Raw genomic sequence first — 19,148 nt, forward strand, 5'->3', positions numbered from 1 at the left:
AGCGAAGAGGTCACACCCGTTCCCATTCCGAACACGGCAGTTAAGCTCTTCAGCGCCGATGGTAGTTGGGGGTTTCCCCCTGTGAGAGTAGGACGTCGCCAAGCTTATATCGTTCCGCAGTAGCTCAGTGGTAGAGCATTCGGCTGTTAACCGAACGGTCGTAGGTTCGAGTCCTACCTGCGGAGCCATATTGGAGAGCTGTCCGAGTGGCCGAAGGAGCACGATTGGAAATCGTGTAGACGGGTAACCCTGTCTCAAGGGTTCAAATCCCTTGCTCTCCGCCATTTATACCTGGCCCGTTGGTCAAGCGGTTAAGACACCGCCCTTTCACGGCGGTAACACGGGTTCGATTCCCGTACGGGTCACCATAAAACTTATTGGAGGATTAGCTCAGCTGGGAGAGCATCTGCCTTACAAGCAGAGGGTCGGCGGTTCGATCCCGTCATCCTCCACCATTTTTGAAAAAGCAACAAGTTGTTTCTATATAAGAATGAAACAATTAACACGAAAACTTGAGCTTAATAGTAACATTATTACCGTCGCGGGGTGGAGCAGTCTGGTAGCTCGTCGGGCTCATAACCCGAAGGTCACAGGTTCAAATCCTGTCCCCGCAATCTATGGTCCCGTGGTGTAGCGGTTAACATGCCTGCCTGTCACGCAGGAGATCGCGGGTTCGATTCCCGTCGGGACCGCCATTTTATTAGTTTGGCTCAGTAGCTCAGTCGGTAGAGCAAAGGACTGAAAATCCTTGTGTCGGCGGTTCGATTCCGTCCTGAGCCACCATAGTAGTGCCGGTGTAGCTCAACTGGTAGAGCAACTGACTTGTAATCAGTAGGTTGGGGGTTCAAGTCCTCTTGCCGGCACCATGTAAGATCCATCCGTGGAGGGGTAGCGAAGTGGCTAAACGCGGCGGACTGTAAATCCGCTCCTTCGGGTTCGGCAGTTCGAATCTGCCCCCCTCCACCATCTTTATAGGGGTATAGTTTAAAGGTAGAACAGAGGTCTCCAAAACCTCCAGTGTGGGTTCGAGTCCTACTCCCCCTGCCAATTTTATTATTGTGGCGATTGTGGCGAAGTGGTTAACGCACCTGATTGTGGTTCAGGCATTCGTGGGTTCGATTCCCATCAGTCGCCCCATTTATAATAAAATGAATGGTATGACTAATCTTATTAATGGGCTATAGCCAAGCGGTAAGGCAACGGATTTTGATTCCGTCATGCGAAGGTTCGATCCCTTCTAGCCCAGCCATATGCGAAAGTAGTTCAGTGGTAGAATACAACCTTGCCAAGGTTGGGGTCGCGGGTTCGAATCCCGTCTTTCGCTCCAAAAATGTTGGCGGCATAGCCAAGCGGTAAGGCAGAGGTCTGCAAAACCTTTATCACCGGTTCAATTCCGGTTGCCGCCTCCAACATAATTTTGCCCGAGTGGTGGAATGGCAGACACGCTGCACTCAAAATGCAGTGCCGCAAGGCGTGCCGGTTCGACCCCGGCCTCGGGTATCAAACGGTCGAATATTAGTTAGTGAAAAGATCTCAACAAAATTGTTGAGATCTTTTTTTACTTTGAAAATGAAATATACCCTTTAGGTAGTTTAAAGATATCCATTCCACATGAAAATATTATGCCTAAACAATGAAAGAAAACGTTCTAAATACTTGTTAGAGACAGTCTCACATTTTTATTCGCATGGACTATTGGTAAATATATATCTCTTCAAAGATAGGCTCTCCTCCTAGGGCTTATTTTTTTTGCCCCCAACACTTGAATCACACATTCTATTGAGTGCTAGGTAATAGGTATGATATTCATCTCGTTTTTCAGAAAGTAATTGACAATGATAATCATTCTTGATTATGATGATTTTGTGTAGTTAACAATATTCGGTATTAGGCGGGGAGAGCTTTACTTATGAGAAAGAAACAAACGTGGCTTCAAACGATGGCAGCAATTACGCTTGCTACGTCAGCAATTCTACCAGTGGGTAATATGGTCTCTGCAGAAGAAGGATCTACAACAGAAACCGAGCAATTAATAGTTAAATATAAAACGGATAAGACCTTATCAAAAGAACAAATGAATAATATTGGGGTTGAAGGTATAGATGAGGAGAATCAACTAGGTCTTTATGGTGTAAAAGAAGCAGCAGCGGATACTGCCATTAGACAGCTTGAAAAACTGGATAACGTCGAGTACGTTGAAAAAAACGTGACATATAAAACTGCAGAAACGGTAGATGTAAATGATACATATTATAAAAACCAATGGAACTTAAGCGCTATCGATGCACAGGGGGCTTGGGAAAACGTCAAGGATACTAGTAAACTAGTAAAAGTAGCTGTGCTAGATACGGGTGTTCAAGATACACATGAGGACTTGACAGGCCGCGTACTAAAAGGAAAAACATTCGTTGAAGGATATGATCCAGCGTGGCAAGGGGATGACCAAGGCCATGGTACTTTCGTATCCGGGATTATTGCGGCCAAAGCGAATAATGGAAAGGGAATTACAGGGATAGCAGGTGAGGCGAATGTTCAGATACTCCCTGTTAAAGTAATGAGTAAATCAGGTGTAGGGGATGCCTTCAATATTGCACAAGGCATTGATTATGCAGTCGACCAAGGTGTCGATGTCATCAATATGAGCTTAAGTGGCGAGTATAGTGAGACGATTGAGAAAGCGGTAAAGAATGCAGCGGATAAAGGAATCGTGGTGGTTGCAGCTTCTGGAAACGGCGGAGGCAATGCGGATGCATCGTACCCTGCTGCCCTTCCAAATGTTTTATCAGTTGGGGCCATCGCTACAAAAGATCAAGTGTATGAACGCTCTAATTATGGTAGTACTTTAGATATCGTGGCACCAGGAGTCAGTGTTTTAAGTACATCCCTACTAGGTGATTTAGGAATTGAGGAAGGCCACTACTCCACAGGTTCTGGTACATCTTATGCTGCACCACATGTCGCTGCTGTTGCGGCGCTTTATAAGCTGAACCATCCGGAGGCTACAGCCGGTCAGGTGGAAGAGGCCATTACTTCAACAGCCACGGATTTGAATGAAGAGGGCTGGGATGAAAAAACGGGCCATGGTAAGCTGAATGCGAAAGCTGCGTTAGCGGATGATGTGGAGATTCCAGGATTATCATTCCTTCTGCCGAAAAATAATGCGAGTGTTGTTGGCAATACGACTTTACAATTAGCCATCAATGATACGAACACAAGCCAAACAATTTTCTATACAGATGAAGTAAAAGAAACAAATCTAATTGGCAAAGTTGAGGCAGTAGGACAAACCTCTACACAATTTAAATGGGATACGACTAAGGTAACAGATGGTTCACATCAAATCATTGCCGTTGCAGTTGATTCGAATGGCAATGAGTTATCCCGTGACCAAACGTCCGTGAAGGTTGTAAATTCACCGCAATCAGGCTACATGTTCACCGTTACAACGCCAAGCGACACGATTGCCAAGGGTGCATCCGTTAAACTGTATGAAAAAGTTGAACAAGAAGATGACGCTAATGCTTATAGCTACAATGAATTATGGACAGGTACGACAGATACAGAAGGTACGGTTCGTGTACCGAGCCATGTGGGAACGGATTTAAAAAGCCTACAAGTTGTTGTGCAGGGGAAATTCGATACGTCAAAAGGGAATACTTGGTTCATGTATTCACGTGAAGTGGCTTCATCTGGAGCGATTACTTTAAAAAGTGAAAATACTGTACCAGTGACATTGAATACGCTGGATGAAGAAGGTAAAGACTTGCCAGGCGCACAATATTTCATCGCCATGAAGGATGCGAATCAAAAGACTTTAGGCTCAACGACGATGATCAATGAGGAGGGTGCGAAAGAGACACCGACTGTTTATTTAGATAAGGGAGCATATAATATTTTCTCTTACCATAAGGTCGAGGGGAAAACCTACTTCTTATCAAACACAGCCGCCGAGGTTGGGAACGGTACAAAGACTTTGAATTTTGACAGTCGTGATGCCGGGGAAGTTGCCATTGATAATCTTGATAAAGGGCTAGAAAATGGCGTGTTGTATTTATATAATGATGCTATTTCGGAGGCTATCGGGTCTGATGAAGTCATCACTGGGCAAAAGTTCTTTGTAACGCCTGGTGAGTATGATTATTTAGTCGATGCGGAAGTGAAAGATCCTGATGGACAAGAAAATTGGGTATATGTATTTGCCAACGATAAAACAAAAGCCGTTATCAAAAAAAATAAAAAGACAGTGATTAAAGCGGGTGGCTCCATTGATATTACAAATTTCGAACCCGATCAAGAATCGCTCAAAAAGTACTACAAGCAACGTGGCTTAACGTATATCGAACGTCCTTATCCGAATATCGCCTATAAGCTAGATAAGGCATTTTATACGAAGCAAACATTTGGTGATGATTATGGCAATAAATTAGCAGGTATGTACAGAGGTTCATTGCATTCTGATGATGCTTTATATAAAAAAGATATAAATACGGGAAAAACCGTGACCACAGCTGATGATGAAGCGCAGATTGAAGCCATTAACTTTGGCGATATTTATTCGAAATATAAGGTTATGCGATTATCTGATAGTAAAGTAATGCTCGATAGTCATGCAAAGAACGCGACCAACCCAGCAAATCGTCAATATTATTTCTATTCCTTCTGGGTCACAAGCAGTTCAGATGTGACGGAAGGAAAATACGAAATTTCACTGTCGTTAGATAAAAATCCTTTAGCGAAAAAGGGCTTATACAAATCAATCAATATTGATATGCAGGATTCAGGCACGACCATGCAAGTGAAAAATGCAGAAGGAAGTAATGTGGCATCTTACATTACGATCAATCGCTTAGAGAAGACTGAAGATGGCGATTTGGAATGGGTCCAATCACTTGGTCAGAATACAGATACGACGAAAAGCTTGTCGTTACCAAGTAATCTAGAATTGAGCGATGAAGAAAATGGTAATGTTGCGATCATTCGTTATGTGCAACCAACGGGTGAGTATTCGTATATCTACCGACAGTTTACTAGTTTAGATGAATTAAAAACGATATCCATCCCGGCAAATATGCAAAAGGTTGCCGTGACGGCAATGGACGGGGATAAAAAGCTTGATAGTATATCCACGAGACTGTGGATGATTAAAAAGCCCGTTACGATTGGTGGTCGAACATCATATGTCACGGCGAATAATTTACAAAATTATAAGTATGATTCAGTTTATCTAGAACCCGGAAACTTCGTCATGGAAGGAAACTATGTTTCCTTGCCAGATGAAAACAATCAGAAAGATAACTATTATTTCCTTGAGCCGAATGTACAAGTAAAAGATGGCCAAACGAATACAGTTGTTTTCGATAAAGAGAAATTAGCCCAAATGAAGATCTCAGCTGACGCAACAGGTTACAGCGATGTGCGCGGGGCCATTATTTATCCGTACAACGAATATAGTCATTCTTTTATAAAAACATTACGCGTGGGTCATACCTTTTATGTACCATCTAACTTAGCGATGGATTTACAAGTTCAACTAGGCTTTGGTGACAATGAATCAAAAAATACGATTTGGAACTACTTCCTATCAAAAGGTGATCAGACATTCCAAAAAGGTCAGCAAGTCAATTGGCAGGTTGGAGGGGATTTCAAAGCGAATATTACTCTAGCAAAAACGAAGCTGCTTCAGGGAGACAAGCTTTCCGGCCATACATCCATCAAGGATGCATATGGAAATACCGTATCATCGGTATTAGTCAACCAATCAACGGACTATAGCATCGCTGACGATGCACTCGTTGCCTATGAAAAACAAGCGAATGGACAAATTGTCGAAAAAGCGGTGAAGAGCGACTATACGATTAGTCATGGTGAAACAACGGCTTCAGCATCAAGCGTCAAGCCTGTATTGCGTATTTACGATGCAGAGGAAAATAAGGTATTCGAAGAGGCAAGTCTTGATTATTATGGACATATTCATGATACAGAGTTATCACTAAAAGACGGCCGGTATCGTGCAGAGCTAGCACTGGCTGCGAGTCCCAAAGGCCCCATCCTATCAGCCAGAAATACTGGTGCATTCCAAATAGGAAAAGACACTGAAATGGAACCACCACTTCCAGAAATCAAAGAAGAGGTAATGGTTCCAACTGTTTCTCAAATAACCGACCGTACAACTGTGGTCACAGGAAAAACGACGCCTAAAGCGACTGTAACCCTGAAAAATGGTAAAAAGACGATTAATACGGCAATAGCAGATAAGAATGGACACTATACAATGAAGATTGCCAAGCAAAAAGCAGGTATGAAACTATCTCTATCTGCGACGCTGAAAGGTTATACGGCAAGTAAAGTAAAAGCGATACTCGTGCTTGATCGCACCGCGCCAACCGTTAAACCGATTACAGTTACAGATAAGACGAATGCTGTTACGATTGTTACTGAAAAAAATGTGACCATGACATTCACGGCAAAGGGCATGACGTATACAAAGCCTTCCTATAAAAATGGCAAGTATACATTAAAAATTGCTAAACTTCCAGCCAATACGAAATGGGTACTAATCGTCAAGGATCAAGCTGGTAATATGGCGAAACAAACAGGAATTGTATTAGACCGCACAGCGCCTAAACCGGCAATTGTAGAAAAGGTGACAACTAAATCAACTGCCGTAAAAGGAAAAGCGGAGAAAAAGGCAACCGTCACTATCTTTAAAGGAAAAGTTAAGGTAGCATCGGGTAAAGTCAATGCGAGAGGTACATTCTCAATCAAGGTGCCAAAACAAAAAGCCGAGACGACATTGCTTGTTATCGTTCAGGATGCAGCGAAAAATAAATCAAAAGTGGCAAAAGTAAAAGTGGAGAAATAATAACCATATACTTTTCCACTATAAAACATCCTCCAGTAGAAATATTGGAGGATGTTTTATTTTAGCCATCAAAACCTAATGAAGAACTGTATATTTACTATACAAGCCGTAGGAAAGACAACGGTTTCAATTACAAATGGACTTTAAATAGTTTATTTTCTCAAAATCTTTACTATTGTTTTGCTCTAATCGATAGCTATCTTGCGTAGAAGCTTGATATACTTTCAAATATTGCTCTGCTGTAAGTAGAAAATAATGAGCTCCTTCTACCGTGTGCATCTGCAGATCTTTTAACATAATACCTGCAAATTCAGGTAATGTATCAATAATGCCAAATTCAACGGAAACATGATTTTTCACAAATTCATGTTCATGTAAATCAATTAATTCAAATCCCAATCTTTCCATCAGGTCCATAATATCTTCCCAATTATCAATAGCTACTTCAGCGGGGACTTCCCACCCTCTTTTATCCCCAGGTACATGTATATCCAGGTCTTTCGAATCCCAATCTTTCATGGTGATTTCTTCTAACCCAACGGATCCCATTAATAAAGGAATGATATTTTTCTCATTTAATTTTTTTGCTATTTGTAGAAATATATCAAACTTATTTAGTTGGCCCATAGTTTAACCCCTCACAAAAGTTAATAGAGTTTCTTGCTAGATTGAACTTACTCTTTAAAGAGAGGGAAATAGATAATAAAGGATGTTCCTATATTCACTTGGCTTTTTACGATAATCTCCCCCTTGTATTTACGGGCGATGTTATAGCAGACGGTCAAGCCAACGCCGGTTCCCCTATCTTTAAGTGAATAAAAGGGGGTGCCAATCATTTCAAGTTGTTCTTTGGATAGTCCGATGCCGGTGTCTGTAATTTTTATTTTTGCCATGTTGCGCTCTTGACTAGTCTCCACAGTGATAAAACCAGGATTGTTCATGGATTCAATCCCGTTTTTCATGATATTGACCAGTAGCTGCTTAAGCTCTATAGGGTTGATCTTTATAATGAGATCCTCTTTGAATATAAGTTGGAAGCCTATATTTCGATTGTTAGCAAAACTGGTTAAAAGGTCGGAAGTTTTTTGGATTTCCTGATTCAATTGGATGACCTCGACATTATCCGTATGGGGCTTTGCCAATGATAAATAGTCATTGATTATGACTTGTGTGAATTCGAGTTCCGTAAGCATCGTTTGTACATAAAATTTTTCGGTTTCATTCATTTCCTTTTCTTGATGCAATAGCTGTGCAAATCCCTTTACAACTGTTATCGGATTTCTTATCTCGTGGGCGATGGTCGCAGCTAGCTGACCGACCGAATCCAATTGCTTGGCTTGTTGCAATTCGTTATGAAAGGCATTTATTGAATTCATTCTGTTGCGGGTGCTGATAAAGACAAAGGCCAATATGATTTGGATAGCGATAAAATTCACTATATTCCCGAAACTATCAAGTGAGACGTATCTATACGTATGTTGTAAATCTGTGTGAGAAATAACATAGATGAAAACCGGGCCGAGTATGAGATTAGAAGTAGCGACAATGTAAAATCCAATTTTATCAAATAAGAAAATGGGAATCAGGGGAGCCATTGCGAATAAGGCCATCATGATAGCGGTATTAGGAAACACCCAAAATTTAAGATATAAATAAATGGTGATGAGAAGAATGAAGGTCGTTTTCCATTTATTCTCTTCTTTTTTGATGAAAAAGAATAAAGACAGGATGATACAGGAAATCAGGACAACTTGTATAGCCATATCAACAGGGTCGTTCTTCCAGCTTATTGGAGATATGGAGATACCGACTACAAGTAAAAAAGAGAGCACACTCATAAAACTCTTTAGAATGAATCGTTGTTGCTTTTGAAAATACTGATGGTTTTTTAACATACATCACCTTATATTCTAAAAATTACTATTTAGTCAATAGTAATCCTTTCCTACATTTTTGTAAATCAGAAATCAAGCGAGTATGTTCCATAACATGCGCAATAGTTGGCTAAAGGGAATTTCTACTCATTTGTGTCCAATTACCGTTTCTTTACGACCGTATAACAAACGGTACAGGCTAGGTGAAAAATTTATTGTTAGCAGACTTTAAACTGAATGCAGGTTCATGGTTCCATATAAAATACCGTCAATTTGCAGAAGAAAATGTAGGCTTACAGGTTCCGCTCTTAATGAGGTTTTTCTGAAATTCGGATGAAAAGCAAACTACCATAGACAAAGTATCTGGATGTATATCCAGGTAGGGTACAAGAAACAAAGAAAGTTAATAGAAATTAAGATTAAAAGACAGACATGCTTGTAAACCTCTAGGAATCGCCGGGGTTTATTTTTTTTTTACAAAATTTTCATCGAAATTTTAAAATATGGGACATATTAGTAAGATGGCTGGGTATAAAAAAGTAACAAGAATTTTTAGGAGGTTGAATATGAAGGCGGTAACTTTTCAAGGAGCAAAGGATATAAAAGTAAAACAGGTGGAGGATCCAACACTTCAGCAGAAAGATGATATCATCGTGCGGGTTACATCGACGGCGATTTGTGGATCGGATTTACATATTTACCAGGGAGCATTGCCGACGCATAAGGATTATGTCATTGGACATGAGCCAATGGGTATCGTCGAGGAAGTCGGTCCCGAGGTCACGAAGGTGAAGAAAGGCGATAGGGTCGTCCTTCCTTTCAATATTTCATGTGGTCATTGTTATTATTGTGAACATGACATGGAAAGTCAATGTGACAATTCCAATCGTAATGAGGAAATCGATACAGGGGGATATTTTGGTTTCACCGAGCGTTATGGGAACTACCCTGGTGGTCAGGCGGAATATTTGCGGGTGCCGTACGGAAACTTCATGCCGTTTGTAATTCCGGAATCGTGTGAACTGGAAGATGAGGCGCTCTTGTTCATGTCGGATGTGCTCCCGACAGCTTATTGGAGCGTGGAGAACGCGGGAGTGAAAGAAGGTAGCACGGTGGCGGTTCTAGGCTGTGGCCCGATTGGCTTAATGGCCCAGAAGTTTGCCTGGATGAAAGGCGCCAAGCGAGTAATCGCCATAGATAACCTCCCATATCGGCTGAACCGGGCAAAGCAGATGAATAAGGTGGAAGCGTATAATTTTGATGAATATAACGACATGGGTGCTTATATTAAAGAAATCACCTCAGGTGGGGTGGATATCGTCATCGACTGTGTTGGGATGGATGGGAAGAAATCACCGATTGAAGCGATCGAGCAAAAACTTAAGCTACAAGGTGGAACGTTAAGTGCCATCGAAATCGGCATGAACTCAGTGAGGAAATTCGGTACAATCCAACTGACAGGTGTATACGGTTCGAAATACAACATGTTCCCACTCGGTAATCTGTTCGAGCGAAACATCAATCTGAAAATGGGACAAGCGCCGGTCATTCATTACATGCCTATGCTTTTCGATAAGATAACAAAAGGCGAGTTCGATCCGACCGAAATTATATCCCATAAAGTTCCGCTCGATCAGGCGAGTGCTGCGTATCAAATCTTTAACGACCATGAAGATGAATGCATTAAAGTTATATTGAAGCCATAAAAAATAGATGTTCCAAAAAGGCCAATGTGAGTATTCATTGGCTTTTTTGGCATGGGTAGTTTGGATTTTATGCAAAGAAAAATGGTATATTTACATATAAAAGGGGTGGGGGAAATGATTGATGCCTATGCACGTGAACTAAGGAATATCAGAATCACATTGATAGTCTTCATCATCATTACGATCGTGGTATCCGGAGACTCAAATAATCTGACGTTAGACTATCCAGATGATGATGGGTCAGGAATGAATGTGTATCCTCAGTTCAAATATTCCAATATGGTTGATTTGGGAAATGGACATTTCGGTGTCCTGTCTGGCAGAACGGAGCTAAGTGAGGAAGAAACGTTCAAAATCTATTATTATGATATAGAAAAGGACGAGCTGGTATTAAAGAAGGATACCGTTTTAAGTGATCTTGAATAATGTGTGAATGAAAAAAGGGTGTCTTATTATATAATGATAGTGAAAAAAGGGGGAAGATTTCATGTTAGTTAATACGGCTGCAGAATTATGTTCAGAAGTGGTGGATACGTATCAGCCTTTACACGTGACAATGACGATTGACATCGTCGATAAGCGATTCGGTCCCGTTAAGGCGGAAGCGGAGATTTCCATCAGTCCTGTACAGTCAAAGGGGTTTTTAGAGGTTCTGGTGGAGGAGTTGGAATCGGAGCATATATTCGCAGATGAGAATGGCTCCATTTATGGTAGCTTCGGCATTGACCAGAGCATCCAGATTTATGATGAGGTGTTGGATACGATACCGTTCGAGTCCTTGATTGGACACGAAAATTGGAAAAAAACAGTTGAATCTTATATGATGGAAGATAAGTTGAAAAATCAGCTTGAAACTGTATTGAAGAATTACCAGTTCAGCGACTTGAGCGGTAAATATAAGTTCAGAAAGATTTGCACGATTACGGAATTTCAATGTGGAAAATAAATAATAGAGAAGGCGCATAGCCTTCTCTATTATTCTTTAAGCATTTTATATCCATTGATATCCAAGATGTACTGCATTCCCTGTTTAAAAGAATTAAAGGGACGAAAATTGATATCGATCCGGGTCCGGAGAATTGATTGCGCCAGTTTAGGGCCAATTCCTACCACGACAGGTTCCACTCCCATGAGAGACAAGGCCTTGAATATCTTGTTGATGCCATCTAATTCGAACATATCAAAGTCGTGTATAAATGAAGTGAAATCCAAGATAATATATTCGATTTGTTGGGTTGTACAATAATTTAATATTTTAGACTGAATCGTTTCTAAGCGGTCGGGTGTCATTTTTCCTATGATAGGCACTAAAGCCGTAGAATCGTGGACGGTGGGGATAATCGGCGTATCAATTTCCATTAGTAGCTGTTTGCCTTCTTTGATCGTATCTTCGTATTCCGTGACATCTTGCCATGAAAGGATAAAGCCTGTTCGTTTTCCATTTTCGGTCAGTATTTCATCGACGACGATATTGGCACTGAATTTCTTGAAAAGAACAATCTGTGCAGAATGGGGAAAAGGACCATCCTGAAGGATTTTATTCTGTCGTTCCCCGTGAAAGGTACTGACGTTAAGGCCAATGAATTGATCGGGATTGTTGATGCCCACATAGGGACCGATAGTTTTTAGGAGATTCTTCGCATGTAGATTAACCCATATAATGGTATGTTCGGCATCCGTTATAAAAATGTTTTCTTCTATTTTGTCCAGTAGATGGTAAGTGTTAACGTTTTTCAGAATATCTGACATGGATAATACCCCTTTTGTGCGAATTCTTAAGATAGCTCGCCTGAAATCGTAACAGATTGTGAACAATCTGTCTATTCTTATCATGGGGTAGCCAGTTTTTTAAAAAAAGGATGGGAAAAAGGCATAGGAGCGAAGTAGCTGCTCCTATACCCTTGAATCATTTATAAATTGAGCTTGGAATCTTTACGGAAGGATTACCAGCCGAATAGGGAGCTACATCATATTCCTGGAATATGAGATAGATTCCGTCCTTGGTGTAATAAAATTGTGAGTTCTTGTTTACGGGAACATCACTTTGTTTTTTGACGTAAAATTCATCGTGTTTGCTCATGTATTTGTAAGCGTAATTCTGTACTTTCGTATATTTCTGTTTCGATGTGAGGATATCGGCTATCTTCACTTGTTTACCGGAAGAAACTTTGAAATTATACGATGTAACCACGGCCATGCCATGTGCTCCACCCTCATATATATAATCGTAGAGGAGGATGCTCAGTTTTCCATCTTGGTTGTATTTCACTTTATATATGGTCTTATACTCATAGTCTTCTTTATCCTTTTGTTGTCCTTTTAGATACGATTTATAAGCCTTTTTAGCATGGTTGGTGAAAGTTTGATTGATTTTATCCTGGGCCTTATTATTTTTTAGTCCTGATACTTGCGGATACGATAGATCACTAATATTCTTATACTTTTTCTTGGTGATCTTCACAGGGCTGAATAGAAGATATTTAGTAGATACGTAGGCTTTGTTGTCATTGTAACGGATTTCAGACCAGCCAGATTTAGTTTTCGAATAGACGGTCACGGATTTGCCTTTCTTTAACGAGCCCATTTTTTTATAGTTGGTCCCAGGACCTTTTCTGACGGTTAAGTCACTGTCCTTCGTATTGACCGTGGCATTTTCGGTAGTGGCAGCGGAAGCAGAGTCAGTAGATAGCAGGAAGTATGAAATGGTTGAAAAAGCTAGTATGGTAGCGAGGACGATCTTTGAGATGTTTTTAATTGGCCACATGAGTATTCCTCCTAGTGTTATTTTTTTACAATTCCATTATATACGGGATTAGATGAATTTGATAGTGTCATTTACGTTTCAAGTATATTACATAGATAGGAGGGGATTCGGATGAAAATCGGACTTGTACGGCATTTTAAAGTAGCGCATGATTTCCCATCCGGAAAGTATGTGACGGCGGATTTCATGGAGCAATGGTTCAAGGATTATGATGAAGCGGATATTCTTTATGGGGAAACCCAGCTTTCGGACGTGGATTGGAAGGCTTGTTATAGCAGTGATATGTCGAGAGCCGTGAAGACTGCTGAGGATGTTTATGTAGGTGAAGTCATTCAAATGAAGGAACTTCGGGAAATTCCCTCTCCGCCTCTTAAGGGAAAGGTGAAACTTCCCTTCATTTTTTGGGCCATCTGGATTCGATGTTCTTCATTCATGAACAAGCAAACGAGGGCAGAGATTAGGAAAGCCAAAAAAAGAATCAATCAAGCATTGGATGAAATCCTGGCAAAAGGAGAGGAAGATACCTTGATTGTGAGTCATGCAGCCCTCATGGTTTATATGAGGAAAGAGTTGATTCGAAGGGGATTCGCAGGTCCGAAGTTCAGGATTGCTAGCAATGGGAAGTTATATGTGTTCGAAAAATCATAAGGTATACGTCTGATTCTCCATGTATATTAACTTCCCAAAAAAGATGTAGCGAATTTCCCCGATAGTTATTCTTTTTCTAATCGTTGTAGTTTATTATTGTAATAGTTTAATTTTTGCGAATTCATTGGTAGGAAAAGAGGGAGCATTTTGGTGAAGGCAATTTTTTTTGATTTAGATGATACATTACTTTGGGATCAGAAAAGTGTAAAAGAGGCTTTTGTGGCAACATGTGAAGTGGCGAGGGCGAAGTATGGCCTGGATGTTGATGGATTTGAAGATGCTGTACGCAAGGAAGCTCGTGAACTTTACTCTTCCTATGATACATACGCGTTTACGCAGATGATTGGCATCAACCCTTTCGAAGGACTTTGGGGGGATTTTCAAGATGATCATGATGAATTCCGGAAAATGGCCAAGATTGTGCCGACATACAGGAAAGAGGCTTGGACAAGGGGATTGAAGGCATTCGGCATCGATGATCCAGCATTCGGTTCGGAGCTTGCAGAACGATTCCCGGAGGAGAGAAGAAAAAAACCGTTTATTTATGAAGAATCTTTCAGGGTGTTAGATGAGTTGAAAGGAAAGTATAAACTGTTACTATTGACGAACGGTTCACCCGAGCTTCAAAATACGAAGCTAGAGATCACGCCAGAACTGGTCCCTTATTTCGATAAAATCATCATTTCTGGAGCCTTTGGACGAGGGAAACCGGATGCTTCCATTTTCGAACATGCGCTGGAGGTCATGGAACTTGATAAAGATGAAGTGCTTATGGTCGGCGATAATTTAATGACGGATATTCTTGGTGCAACAAGGGCCGGCATCCAATCGGTTTGGATCAATCGACACGACAAGGAGCGGAATGAAGTCAAGCCTACTTATGAAATCACGCATTTAGAGGGACTTTATCCAATTCTTGATAATTTGAAATGAGTGAAGCCCCCTTGAATAAGGGGGTATTTATTCTGATTTATTATAATGAAGCGGAGGGGGGACCAACCATCCCTTTTTCTTGTTCAAATGAAGGAATCTAGCCCCCATTGCTGAATGTTCAGTATGGAATTCTTCGAACATTCCAGCGACATCATCACGTACGGATTGGGCAATCATATTGCTGCAAGCGATTAAACCTGCCGCCATGTCCGTGGATATGGAAGTCGCAATTTCAGGATCTTGAAAGCGGGCACCAACAGGAATGTCTTCTACATTGACCTTTGCACGTTCAGGTGGTGTTGGAGGTAAACCAACACCGTTTTCTTTTAATAGTTCCTCGACTTGTGTGATTTCTCGTTTACTTTGTTCAATCGTTTCTTCTATCAATTTCCGCAAATCCTCATCACCTGCGTGATTCAGTAAGGTTTGATGATTAGCCACACATCCCTTTGCCGTTGCTAAATAGGTCCACGCTCCAAAAACCTCTCCATAGTGCATGGGTTCATCTTTTGGATTTCCACTTAATATTCCCATCATCTACCTCCTTAAATATAGCATTCATATTGTAATGTACCCCATTTCCATCTCCTTATAATCATGGGACGTAACGGACCTTTCTTAGACGAAGTTGTTTCCAAAGGCGGGAAGGATGAATATTCCCAAATCGTTTAACCATACTAATATTTGTTCCAACAGAAATACGAGGAGGGGATGCACATGCAAAATTCAAATCAGAACCAACCCCAAGGCCAAACACATCAAAATATGCAAACAGGTGCGGTACCACCGCAAATGAACCATGGCGGTCATGAACTTTTTGATGTCCACGAAGTATTAGCAGGGACAATCGGTGTCATGGACACGTATATGTTGCTACGCCAACATGTACAAGATCAAGAATTATTGGATATCCTAGATCGTCAATACCAATTTATCCAACAAGAGTACAATACTTCATTAGAAGCATTCCAGACGGGTCAAAAACCTTCTGTACCAACGCAAAGCTATAATATGAATCAAGGGAATGATTTTATATATGGCTTAAAACCATCGCAGCCTAAGAAGCCATATCAGTCGGTTTCAGAAATTAATGACCAAGGTGTATCTGGTTTAATGCTAGGGGCCATGAAATCAAGTGCAACATTAAAGGCAATGTCTGCCTTAGAGATGACCAATCCAGTATTACGTCGGGTCATCGCCGATTCCGTTCCGAATTGCATTGAGATGGCATATGAAATTTCGATATATCAAAATAAACATCATTATTACCAAGTACCTCAGCTTTCACAGCAGGATATGCAGCAAATGCTGAATTCATTTGCACCTGCAAGTGGAAACCCAACCAATCCCACTAATAATATGACTCATTGATTTGATATGTATAATAGGAAAAGGCGAGCATGACGTATGCTCGCCTTTTCCTATTATTTGAGTTGATTAAAGTCATGGATGCACGTTTGAATCAGTGTGACTGCTTGGCTCATTGCTGCACCGCCACCAAATGCGATCGTTACTCCAATTGCTTCGAATATTTCTTGCTCCGTACACCCTTGATCAAGGCAGCCTTTCGTATGATAGATGATGCAGTATTCATCTTGGGAGTACAAGCTAATTCCCAATGCAATCAGTTGTTTTTCCTTTTTTGATAGTACGCCTTCTTTAAAGCACTCTTCGGTTAATGAATTGAACTTTGTTGCGAGTTCAGGCATCTTACTAGTAAATGATCCAATACCAGCTTTATAGTCATGAAGAGCGGCTTCTGTCATATTCTTTGCGTCAAATTCCAAGTTCCATTCAGCTCCATCCCTAATATTCTTTTCCTAGAAATTAGTATGAGCCAAACGGAAATGATTAAACATAAAAACAGTAAGGGATTAAGGATCCATCAATAATGGTTTGCGAGGTCTAGCCGTTTTATACCATTGAAAACAGAGGAGACTGATAAGGACCAGGTCGATGGCATCTCCAGCATAATACATAAGCATGGCTCCCGCTTCCGCCTGTACTTTCATGACATCGCTTGGAGGGTTGGCATAGATGTACTTGGATAGAATGCCATGTCCGGCCAAAGCCAAGATGAAAATCCCTGTCCGAAATTGGAAGCTGAATCGATGTGGAGTGGGATCAATATAAATCATGCTTGCTGTGAATAGGTAGCCGGCAAGGAAGACGTGGATATGCACCAATAGGTATAGAAAATTTTGTTGATGCATGAGCGTATACAATTCGGTCGTATAAAGAACCCAAAGCCCTCCGATATTCAAGATGGATGCGGTGATGGGGTTGCCCAAGATACGTACTGGCCACGCCTTCAACAGGCGAGAAAGACGTCTTGCGTGAGCTATTTTTAGTGTTCGCAGAAGAAGAGTCATGGGTGCAGCCATGACCATCATCAGTGGAGCAAGCATGCCGAGGAGCAAATGGCTGACCATATGGGCGGTGAAATTCATATGACTACTATCCGCGATGGGCCCCATGACTGATGCAGCTCCACAAACCGTTCCAAATATCCAAAAGGCTGTCCGATATAGCGGCCATTTTTTATGCTGCCGGTTAGATACAATTATCGCTGCGATATAAAGTACCAGCAATACGCCAAGTAGGATCCCTAGAGGGAGTCCAGCATTCGGTCCGCTATTGACATGGTGCATGTGCTCATCCATTTTCATGTGAGTCGGCCACTTTCGAACTGTTTATCATGCCTCGCCTTGTACGATAGACGATAAAGGCACCCATCACCACCAATGCCCCAGCAATTATATTCCAAACCAAGTCATAGGGGAGGATATCCACATCATAGCGGATCTGGTGCAATCGCATTAGTTTGTGTTGGATGAGACCATCATATAATTGGAATGCGCCCGCTCCAAGAAACACACCGCCTTGCCATCTTTTGAACCACATTGCACCCCTCCTTCGAAGATCTGCGAACATGAATAAAGATCCGATTGTCGCAAACCAGCTCAGGGCATGAAACAACCCATCTGAAACCAGGCCAATATTTGTTGTCGACTTATCATAAAAATGGTGCCAATGCAGGAGTTGATGAAAAACCATTTCATCTATGAATGCAACGAGACCGATGCCGAACAAGATGCCGGACCATAGATTGCGGGATGAATGAATATAGCGATTTTCCGACATGGTTTTATTCTTATGGTGGCGTGATTTAACGTCCATTTGTATCCTCCTTGAGTGAATATAGGTTTTCTCCGTTCAGTTTCTATCTTTATGTATAGTAATATTTGCCACTTGCATATTGTTTCTACTATACCACCCATAACCCCAAATGAACCCCTTAATTATCCAGTTTTCATAACTTTTTTTATAAGGATTTTAAGGGTTTTAGAGAGTAAATAGCCGGGTAGTAAATTAGCGTGCGTGGTAAGACTCGTTCATTCGGAAGGAGTCATCACAACGAACAACAACGAGAAATTCATAATTAGGAACCAACTATAAAAGAATCTAGTAAAACTAAAGGAGGAATTTTTAATGTTTCGTCATCAAAAGGAATTGCAATTTGAAGTAAAACCAGATCGTCCGGATCCGATGCTTGCCCGTCAAATCCAAGAGGTATTGGGTGGCCAGTTTGGTGAAATGACAGTAATGATGCAATATCTATTCCAAGGTTTCAACTGTCGGGGAGAAGAAAAATATAAGGACATGCTAATGGACATCGGTACAGAAGAAATTGGACATGTTGAAATGCTATGTTCGCTTATAAGCCAATTACTAGACGGAGCTTCTCCGGAAGACCAAGCAGAAGCGGCGAAAGATCCTGCAACAGCTGCTATCATGGGTGGCATCAATCCCCAGCATCTACTTGTAAGCGGACTAGGTGGACTGCCAACGAACTCCAATGGCGTTCCTTGGAACGGCTCTTATATTGTAGCAAGCGGTAATTTATTGGCAGATATGCGTTCAAATCTGCATGCAGAGAGTCAAGGTCGTCTACAAGTAGCACGCTTATATCATATGACCAAAGATGAAGGTGTCCGTGCCACATTCCGGAAGATGCTGGCACGTGATCGTTATCACCAATATCAATGGATGGCGGCTATCGCAGAGCTAGAAGAGAAGAATGGTGTCGTTGTACCGGCTTCATTCCCACCGGAAGCGGAATTGGAGTCTCAACCGGAAGCGTATGAATTCTGGAATCTATCAGAAGGTCAAGAATCGGGAGAAGGTCTATGGGCGACAGGAAGCGCACCAGATGGAACGGGTGATTTTGTCTATGTAGCAGAACCAGTGGCAAAAGGTCAAATTCCTAATCCGAAAGTTCCTGCTGCTGAACTGCATCATGACCTGGATGGAAAAGCAGTATTAAAATAAGATCTTATTATAGGGTTTTGTAACCTGTC

At 41.3% G+C, this 19,148-nt stretch carries 16 protein-coding genes, 15 tRNA genes and 1 rRNA gene; 24 read left to right on the forward strand and 8 right to left on the reverse strand.

Features of this window, described 5'->3' with window-relative positions; translation table 11 throughout:
* The 17 genes from rrf to ACQKL5_RS17945 all read left to right on the forward strand — a co-directional run.
* Positions 1-104 (forward strand): 5S ribosomal RNA (rrf, locus tag ACQKL5_RS17865); the annotation flags it as partial.
* Positions 105-113: 9 nt separating this feature from the next.
* Positions 114-188: transfer RNA gene (locus ACQKL5_RS17870), tRNA-Asn, on the forward strand.
* A gap of 4 nt (positions 189-192) precedes the next feature.
* Positions 193-284, forward strand: a tRNA-Ser gene (locus tag ACQKL5_RS17875).
* A 9-nt stretch (positions 285-293) separates the two neighbouring features.
* Positions 294-368 (forward strand) — tRNA-Glu (locus ACQKL5_RS17880).
* 11 nt (positions 369-379) lie between these two features.
* Positions 380-455 (forward strand) — tRNA-Val (locus ACQKL5_RS17885).
* 85 nt (positions 456-540) lie between these two features.
* Positions 541-614 (forward strand) — tRNA-Met (locus ACQKL5_RS17890).
* Between the two features lie 5 nt (positions 615-619).
* Positions 620-695, forward strand: a tRNA-Asp gene (locus tag ACQKL5_RS17895).
* A 12-nt stretch (positions 696-707) separates the two neighbouring features.
* Positions 708-783, forward strand: a tRNA-Phe gene (locus ACQKL5_RS17900).
* 7 nt (positions 784-790) lie between these two features.
* Positions 791-866, forward strand: a tRNA-Thr gene (locus ACQKL5_RS17905).
* Positions 867-882: 16 nt separating this feature from the next.
* Positions 883-966, forward strand: a tRNA-Tyr gene (locus ACQKL5_RS17910).
* A 7-nt stretch (positions 967-973) separates the two neighbouring features.
* Positions 974-1,047 (forward strand) — tRNA-Trp (locus tag ACQKL5_RS17915).
* Between the two features lie 14 nt (positions 1,048-1,061).
* Positions 1,062-1,137 (forward strand) — tRNA-His (locus tag ACQKL5_RS17920).
* Between the two features lie 37 nt (positions 1,138-1,174).
* Positions 1,175-1,249 (forward strand) — tRNA-Gln (locus tag ACQKL5_RS17925).
* A gap of 3 nt (positions 1,250-1,252) precedes the next feature.
* Positions 1,253-1,327, forward strand: a tRNA-Gly gene (locus ACQKL5_RS17930).
* 8 nt (positions 1,328-1,335) lie between these two features.
* A tRNA-Cys gene (locus ACQKL5_RS17935) sits at positions 1,336-1,409 on the forward strand.
* 10 nt (positions 1,410-1,419) lie between these two features.
* Positions 1,420-1,500, forward strand: a tRNA-Leu gene (locus ACQKL5_RS17940).
* A gap of 409 nt (positions 1,501-1,909) precedes the next feature.
* On the forward strand, positions 1,910-6,862 hold the full coding sequence (locus ACQKL5_RS17945) for a S8 family serine peptidase (protein ID WP_427610241.1): 4,953 nt from the start codon (positions 1,910-1,912) through the stop codon (positions 6,860-6,862).
* Between the two features lie 126 nt (positions 6,863-6,988).
* Here the strand turns inward: ACQKL5_RS17945 and ACQKL5_RS17950 are convergent, their stop codons facing one another.
* On the reverse strand, positions 6,989-7,489 hold the full coding sequence (locus ACQKL5_RS17950; protein WP_427610242.1) for a phosphoribosylanthranilate isomerase: 501 nt from the start codon (positions 7,487-7,489) through the stop codon (positions 6,989-6,991).
* Between the two features lie 47 nt (positions 7,490-7,536).
* The gene (locus ACQKL5_RS17955) at positions 7,537-8,625 is read right to left on the reverse strand and encodes an ATP-binding protein (RefSeq protein WP_427610243.1); all 1,089 of its coding nucleotides are present in this window, start codon (positions 8,623-8,625) and stop codon (positions 7,537-7,539) included.
* A gap of 677 nt (positions 8,626-9,302) precedes the next feature.
* On the opposite strand from ACQKL5_RS17955, the gene ACQKL5_RS17960 reads away from it, so the two are divergent.
* The 3 genes from ACQKL5_RS17960 to ACQKL5_RS17970 all read left to right on the forward strand — a co-directional run bounded on the left by ACQKL5_RS17960 (position 9,303) and on the right by ACQKL5_RS17970 (position 11,388).
* Positions 9,303-10,442, forward strand: a complete 1,140-nt coding sequence (locus ACQKL5_RS17960) for a zinc-dependent alcohol dehydrogenase (RefSeq protein WP_427610244.1) — start codon at positions 9,303-9,305, stop codon at positions 10,440-10,442.
* A 114-nt stretch (positions 10,443-10,556) separates the two neighbouring features.
* The gene (locus tag ACQKL5_RS17965; protein ID WP_427610245.1) at positions 10,557-10,868 is read left to right on the forward strand and encodes a hypothetical protein; all 312 of its coding nucleotides are present in this window, start codon (positions 10,557-10,559) and stop codon (positions 10,866-10,868) included.
* Between the two features lie 61 nt (positions 10,869-10,929).
* A complete protein-coding gene (locus ACQKL5_RS17970) occupies positions 10,930-11,388 on the forward strand; it encodes a hypothetical protein (RefSeq protein ID WP_427610246.1) in 459 nt (152 codons plus the stop codon).
* A 29-nt stretch (positions 11,389-11,417) separates the two neighbouring features.
* Here ACQKL5_RS17970 and ACQKL5_RS17975 read toward each other — a convergent pair whose 3' ends face one another.
* Together ACQKL5_RS17975 and ACQKL5_RS17980 are read right to left on the reverse strand one after the other, a co-directional pair.
* Positions 11,418-12,191 (reverse strand): STAS domain-containing protein, encoded by a 774-nt coding sequence (locus ACQKL5_RS17975; RefSeq protein ID WP_427610247.1) that lies wholly within the window; start codon positions 12,189-12,191, stop codon positions 11,418-11,420.
* Positions 12,192-12,348: 157 nt separating this feature from the next.
* Positions 12,349-13,206, reverse strand: a complete 858-nt coding sequence (locus ACQKL5_RS17980; protein WP_427610248.1) for a PdaC/SigV domain-containing protein — start codon at positions 13,204-13,206, stop codon at positions 12,349-12,351.
* 111 nt (positions 13,207-13,317) lie between these two features.
* Here ACQKL5_RS17980 and ACQKL5_RS17985 point away from each other — a divergent pair, with 111 nt between their 5' ends.
* Together ACQKL5_RS17985 and ACQKL5_RS17990 are read left to right on the forward strand one after the other, a co-directional pair.
* Entirely contained in the window at positions 13,318-13,854 is a 537-nt protein-coding gene (locus tag ACQKL5_RS17985; protein WP_427610249.1) for a histidine phosphatase family protein, read from the forward strand.
* A 147-nt stretch (positions 13,855-14,001) separates the two neighbouring features.
* The gene (locus ACQKL5_RS17990; protein ID WP_427610250.1) at positions 14,002-14,787 is read left to right on the forward strand and encodes an HAD family hydrolase; all 786 of its coding nucleotides are present in this window, start codon (positions 14,002-14,004) and stop codon (positions 14,785-14,787) included.
* A 27-nt stretch (positions 14,788-14,814) separates the two neighbouring features.
* Here ACQKL5_RS17990 and ACQKL5_RS17995 read toward each other — a convergent pair whose 3' ends face one another.
* Positions 14,815-15,321, reverse strand: a complete 507-nt coding sequence (locus tag ACQKL5_RS17995) for a DUF3231 family protein (protein WP_427610251.1) — start codon at positions 15,319-15,321, stop codon at positions 14,815-14,817.
* Positions 15,322-15,504: 183 nt separating this feature from the next.
* Here ACQKL5_RS17995 and ACQKL5_RS18000 point away from each other — a divergent pair, with 183 nt between their 5' ends.
* Positions 15,505-16,158: a spore coat protein gene (locus ACQKL5_RS18000; RefSeq protein ID WP_427610252.1), complete on the forward strand. Its 654-nt coding sequence runs from the start codon at positions 15,505-15,507 to the stop codon at positions 16,156-16,158.
* A 53-nt stretch (positions 16,159-16,211) separates the two neighbouring features.
* Here ACQKL5_RS18000 and ACQKL5_RS18005 read toward each other — a convergent pair whose 3' ends face one another.
* From ACQKL5_RS18005 to ACQKL5_RS18015, 3 genes are all read right to left on the reverse strand, one after another.
* A complete protein-coding gene (locus tag ACQKL5_RS18005; RefSeq protein ID WP_427610253.1) occupies positions 16,212-16,574 on the reverse strand; it encodes a carboxymuconolactone decarboxylase family protein in 363 nt (120 codons plus the stop codon).
* A gap of 87 nt (positions 16,575-16,661) precedes the next feature.
* Complete coding sequence (locus ACQKL5_RS18010; protein ID WP_427610254.1) at positions 16,662-17,456, reverse strand: cytochrome c oxidase assembly protein; 795 nt, start codon at positions 17,454-17,456, stop codon at positions 16,662-16,664.
* The gene (locus ACQKL5_RS18015) at positions 17,443-17,967 is read right to left on the reverse strand and encodes a DUF2243 domain-containing protein (RefSeq protein WP_427610255.1); all 525 of its coding nucleotides are present in this window, start codon (positions 17,965-17,967) and stop codon (positions 17,443-17,445) included. Before ACQKL5_RS18015 ends, ACQKL5_RS18010 begins: the two co-directional genes overlap by 14 nt.
* 312 nt (positions 17,968-18,279) lie before the next feature.
* Here ACQKL5_RS18015 and ACQKL5_RS18020 point away from each other — a divergent pair, with 312 nt between their 5' ends.
* Complete coding sequence (locus ACQKL5_RS18020; RefSeq protein ID WP_427610256.1) at positions 18,280-19,119, forward strand: manganese catalase family protein; 840 nt, start codon at positions 18,280-18,282, stop codon at positions 19,117-19,119.
* Positions 19,120-19,148 lie beyond the last annotated feature (29 nt).

The organism is Peribacillus sp. NPDC097675, assembly GCF_050277655.1.
Classification (GTDB): domain Bacteria; phylum Bacillota; class Bacilli; order Bacillales; family DSM-1321; genus Peribacillus.

What these genes read in the sequence shown, in the direction of transcription:
- ACQKL5_RS17945 (WP_427610241.1), top strand. Translation starts at nt 1,910, where the DNA reads ATGAGAAAGAAACAAACGTGGCTTCAAACGATGGCAGCAATTACGCTT.
- ACQKL5_RS17950 (WP_427610242.1), bottom strand. Translation starts at nt 7,489, where the DNA reads ATGGGCCAACTAAATAAGTTTGATATATTTCTACAAATAGCAAAAAAA.
- ACQKL5_RS17955 (WP_427610243.1), bottom strand. Translation starts at nt 8,625, where the DNA reads ATGGCTATACAAGTTGTCCTGATTTCCTGTATCATCCTGTCTTTATTC.
- ACQKL5_RS17960 (WP_427610244.1), top strand. Translation starts at nt 9,303, where the DNA reads ATGAAGGCGGTAACTTTTCAAGGAGCAAAGGATATAAAAGTAAAACAG.
- ACQKL5_RS17965 (WP_427610245.1), top strand. Translation starts at nt 10,557, where the DNA reads ATGATTGATGCCTATGCACGTGAACTAAGGAATATCAGAATCACATTG.
- ACQKL5_RS17970 (WP_427610246.1), top strand. Translation starts at nt 10,930, where the DNA reads ATGTTAGTTAATACGGCTGCAGAATTATGTTCAGAAGTGGTGGATACG.
- ACQKL5_RS17975 (WP_427610247.1), bottom strand. Translation starts at nt 12,191, where the DNA reads ATGTCAGATATTCTGAAAAACGTTAACACTTACCATCTACTGGACAAA.
- ACQKL5_RS17980 (WP_427610248.1), bottom strand. Translation starts at nt 13,206, where the DNA reads ATGTGGCCAATTAAAAACATCTCAAAGATCGTCCTCGCTACCATACTA.
- ACQKL5_RS17985 (WP_427610249.1), top strand. Translation starts at nt 13,318, where the DNA reads ATGAAAATCGGACTTGTACGGCATTTTAAAGTAGCGCATGATTTCCCA.
- ACQKL5_RS17995 (WP_427610251.1), bottom strand. Translation starts at nt 15,321, where the DNA reads ATGGGAATATTAAGTGGAAATCCAAAAGATGAACCCATGCACTATGGA.
- ACQKL5_RS18000 (WP_427610252.1), top strand. Translation starts at nt 15,505, where the DNA reads ATGCAAAATTCAAATCAGAACCAACCCCAAGGCCAAACACATCAAAAT.
- ACQKL5_RS18010 (WP_427610254.1), bottom strand. Translation starts at nt 17,456, where the DNA reads ATGAAAATGGATGAGCACATGCACCATGTCAATAGCGGACCGAATGCT.
- ACQKL5_RS18015 (WP_427610255.1), bottom strand. Translation starts at nt 17,967, where the DNA reads ATGGACGTTAAATCACGCCACCATAAGAATAAAACCATGTCGGAAAAT.
- ACQKL5_RS18020 (WP_427610256.1), top strand. Translation starts at nt 18,280, where the DNA reads ATGTTTCGTCATCAAAAGGAATTGCAATTTGAAGTAAAACCAGATCGT.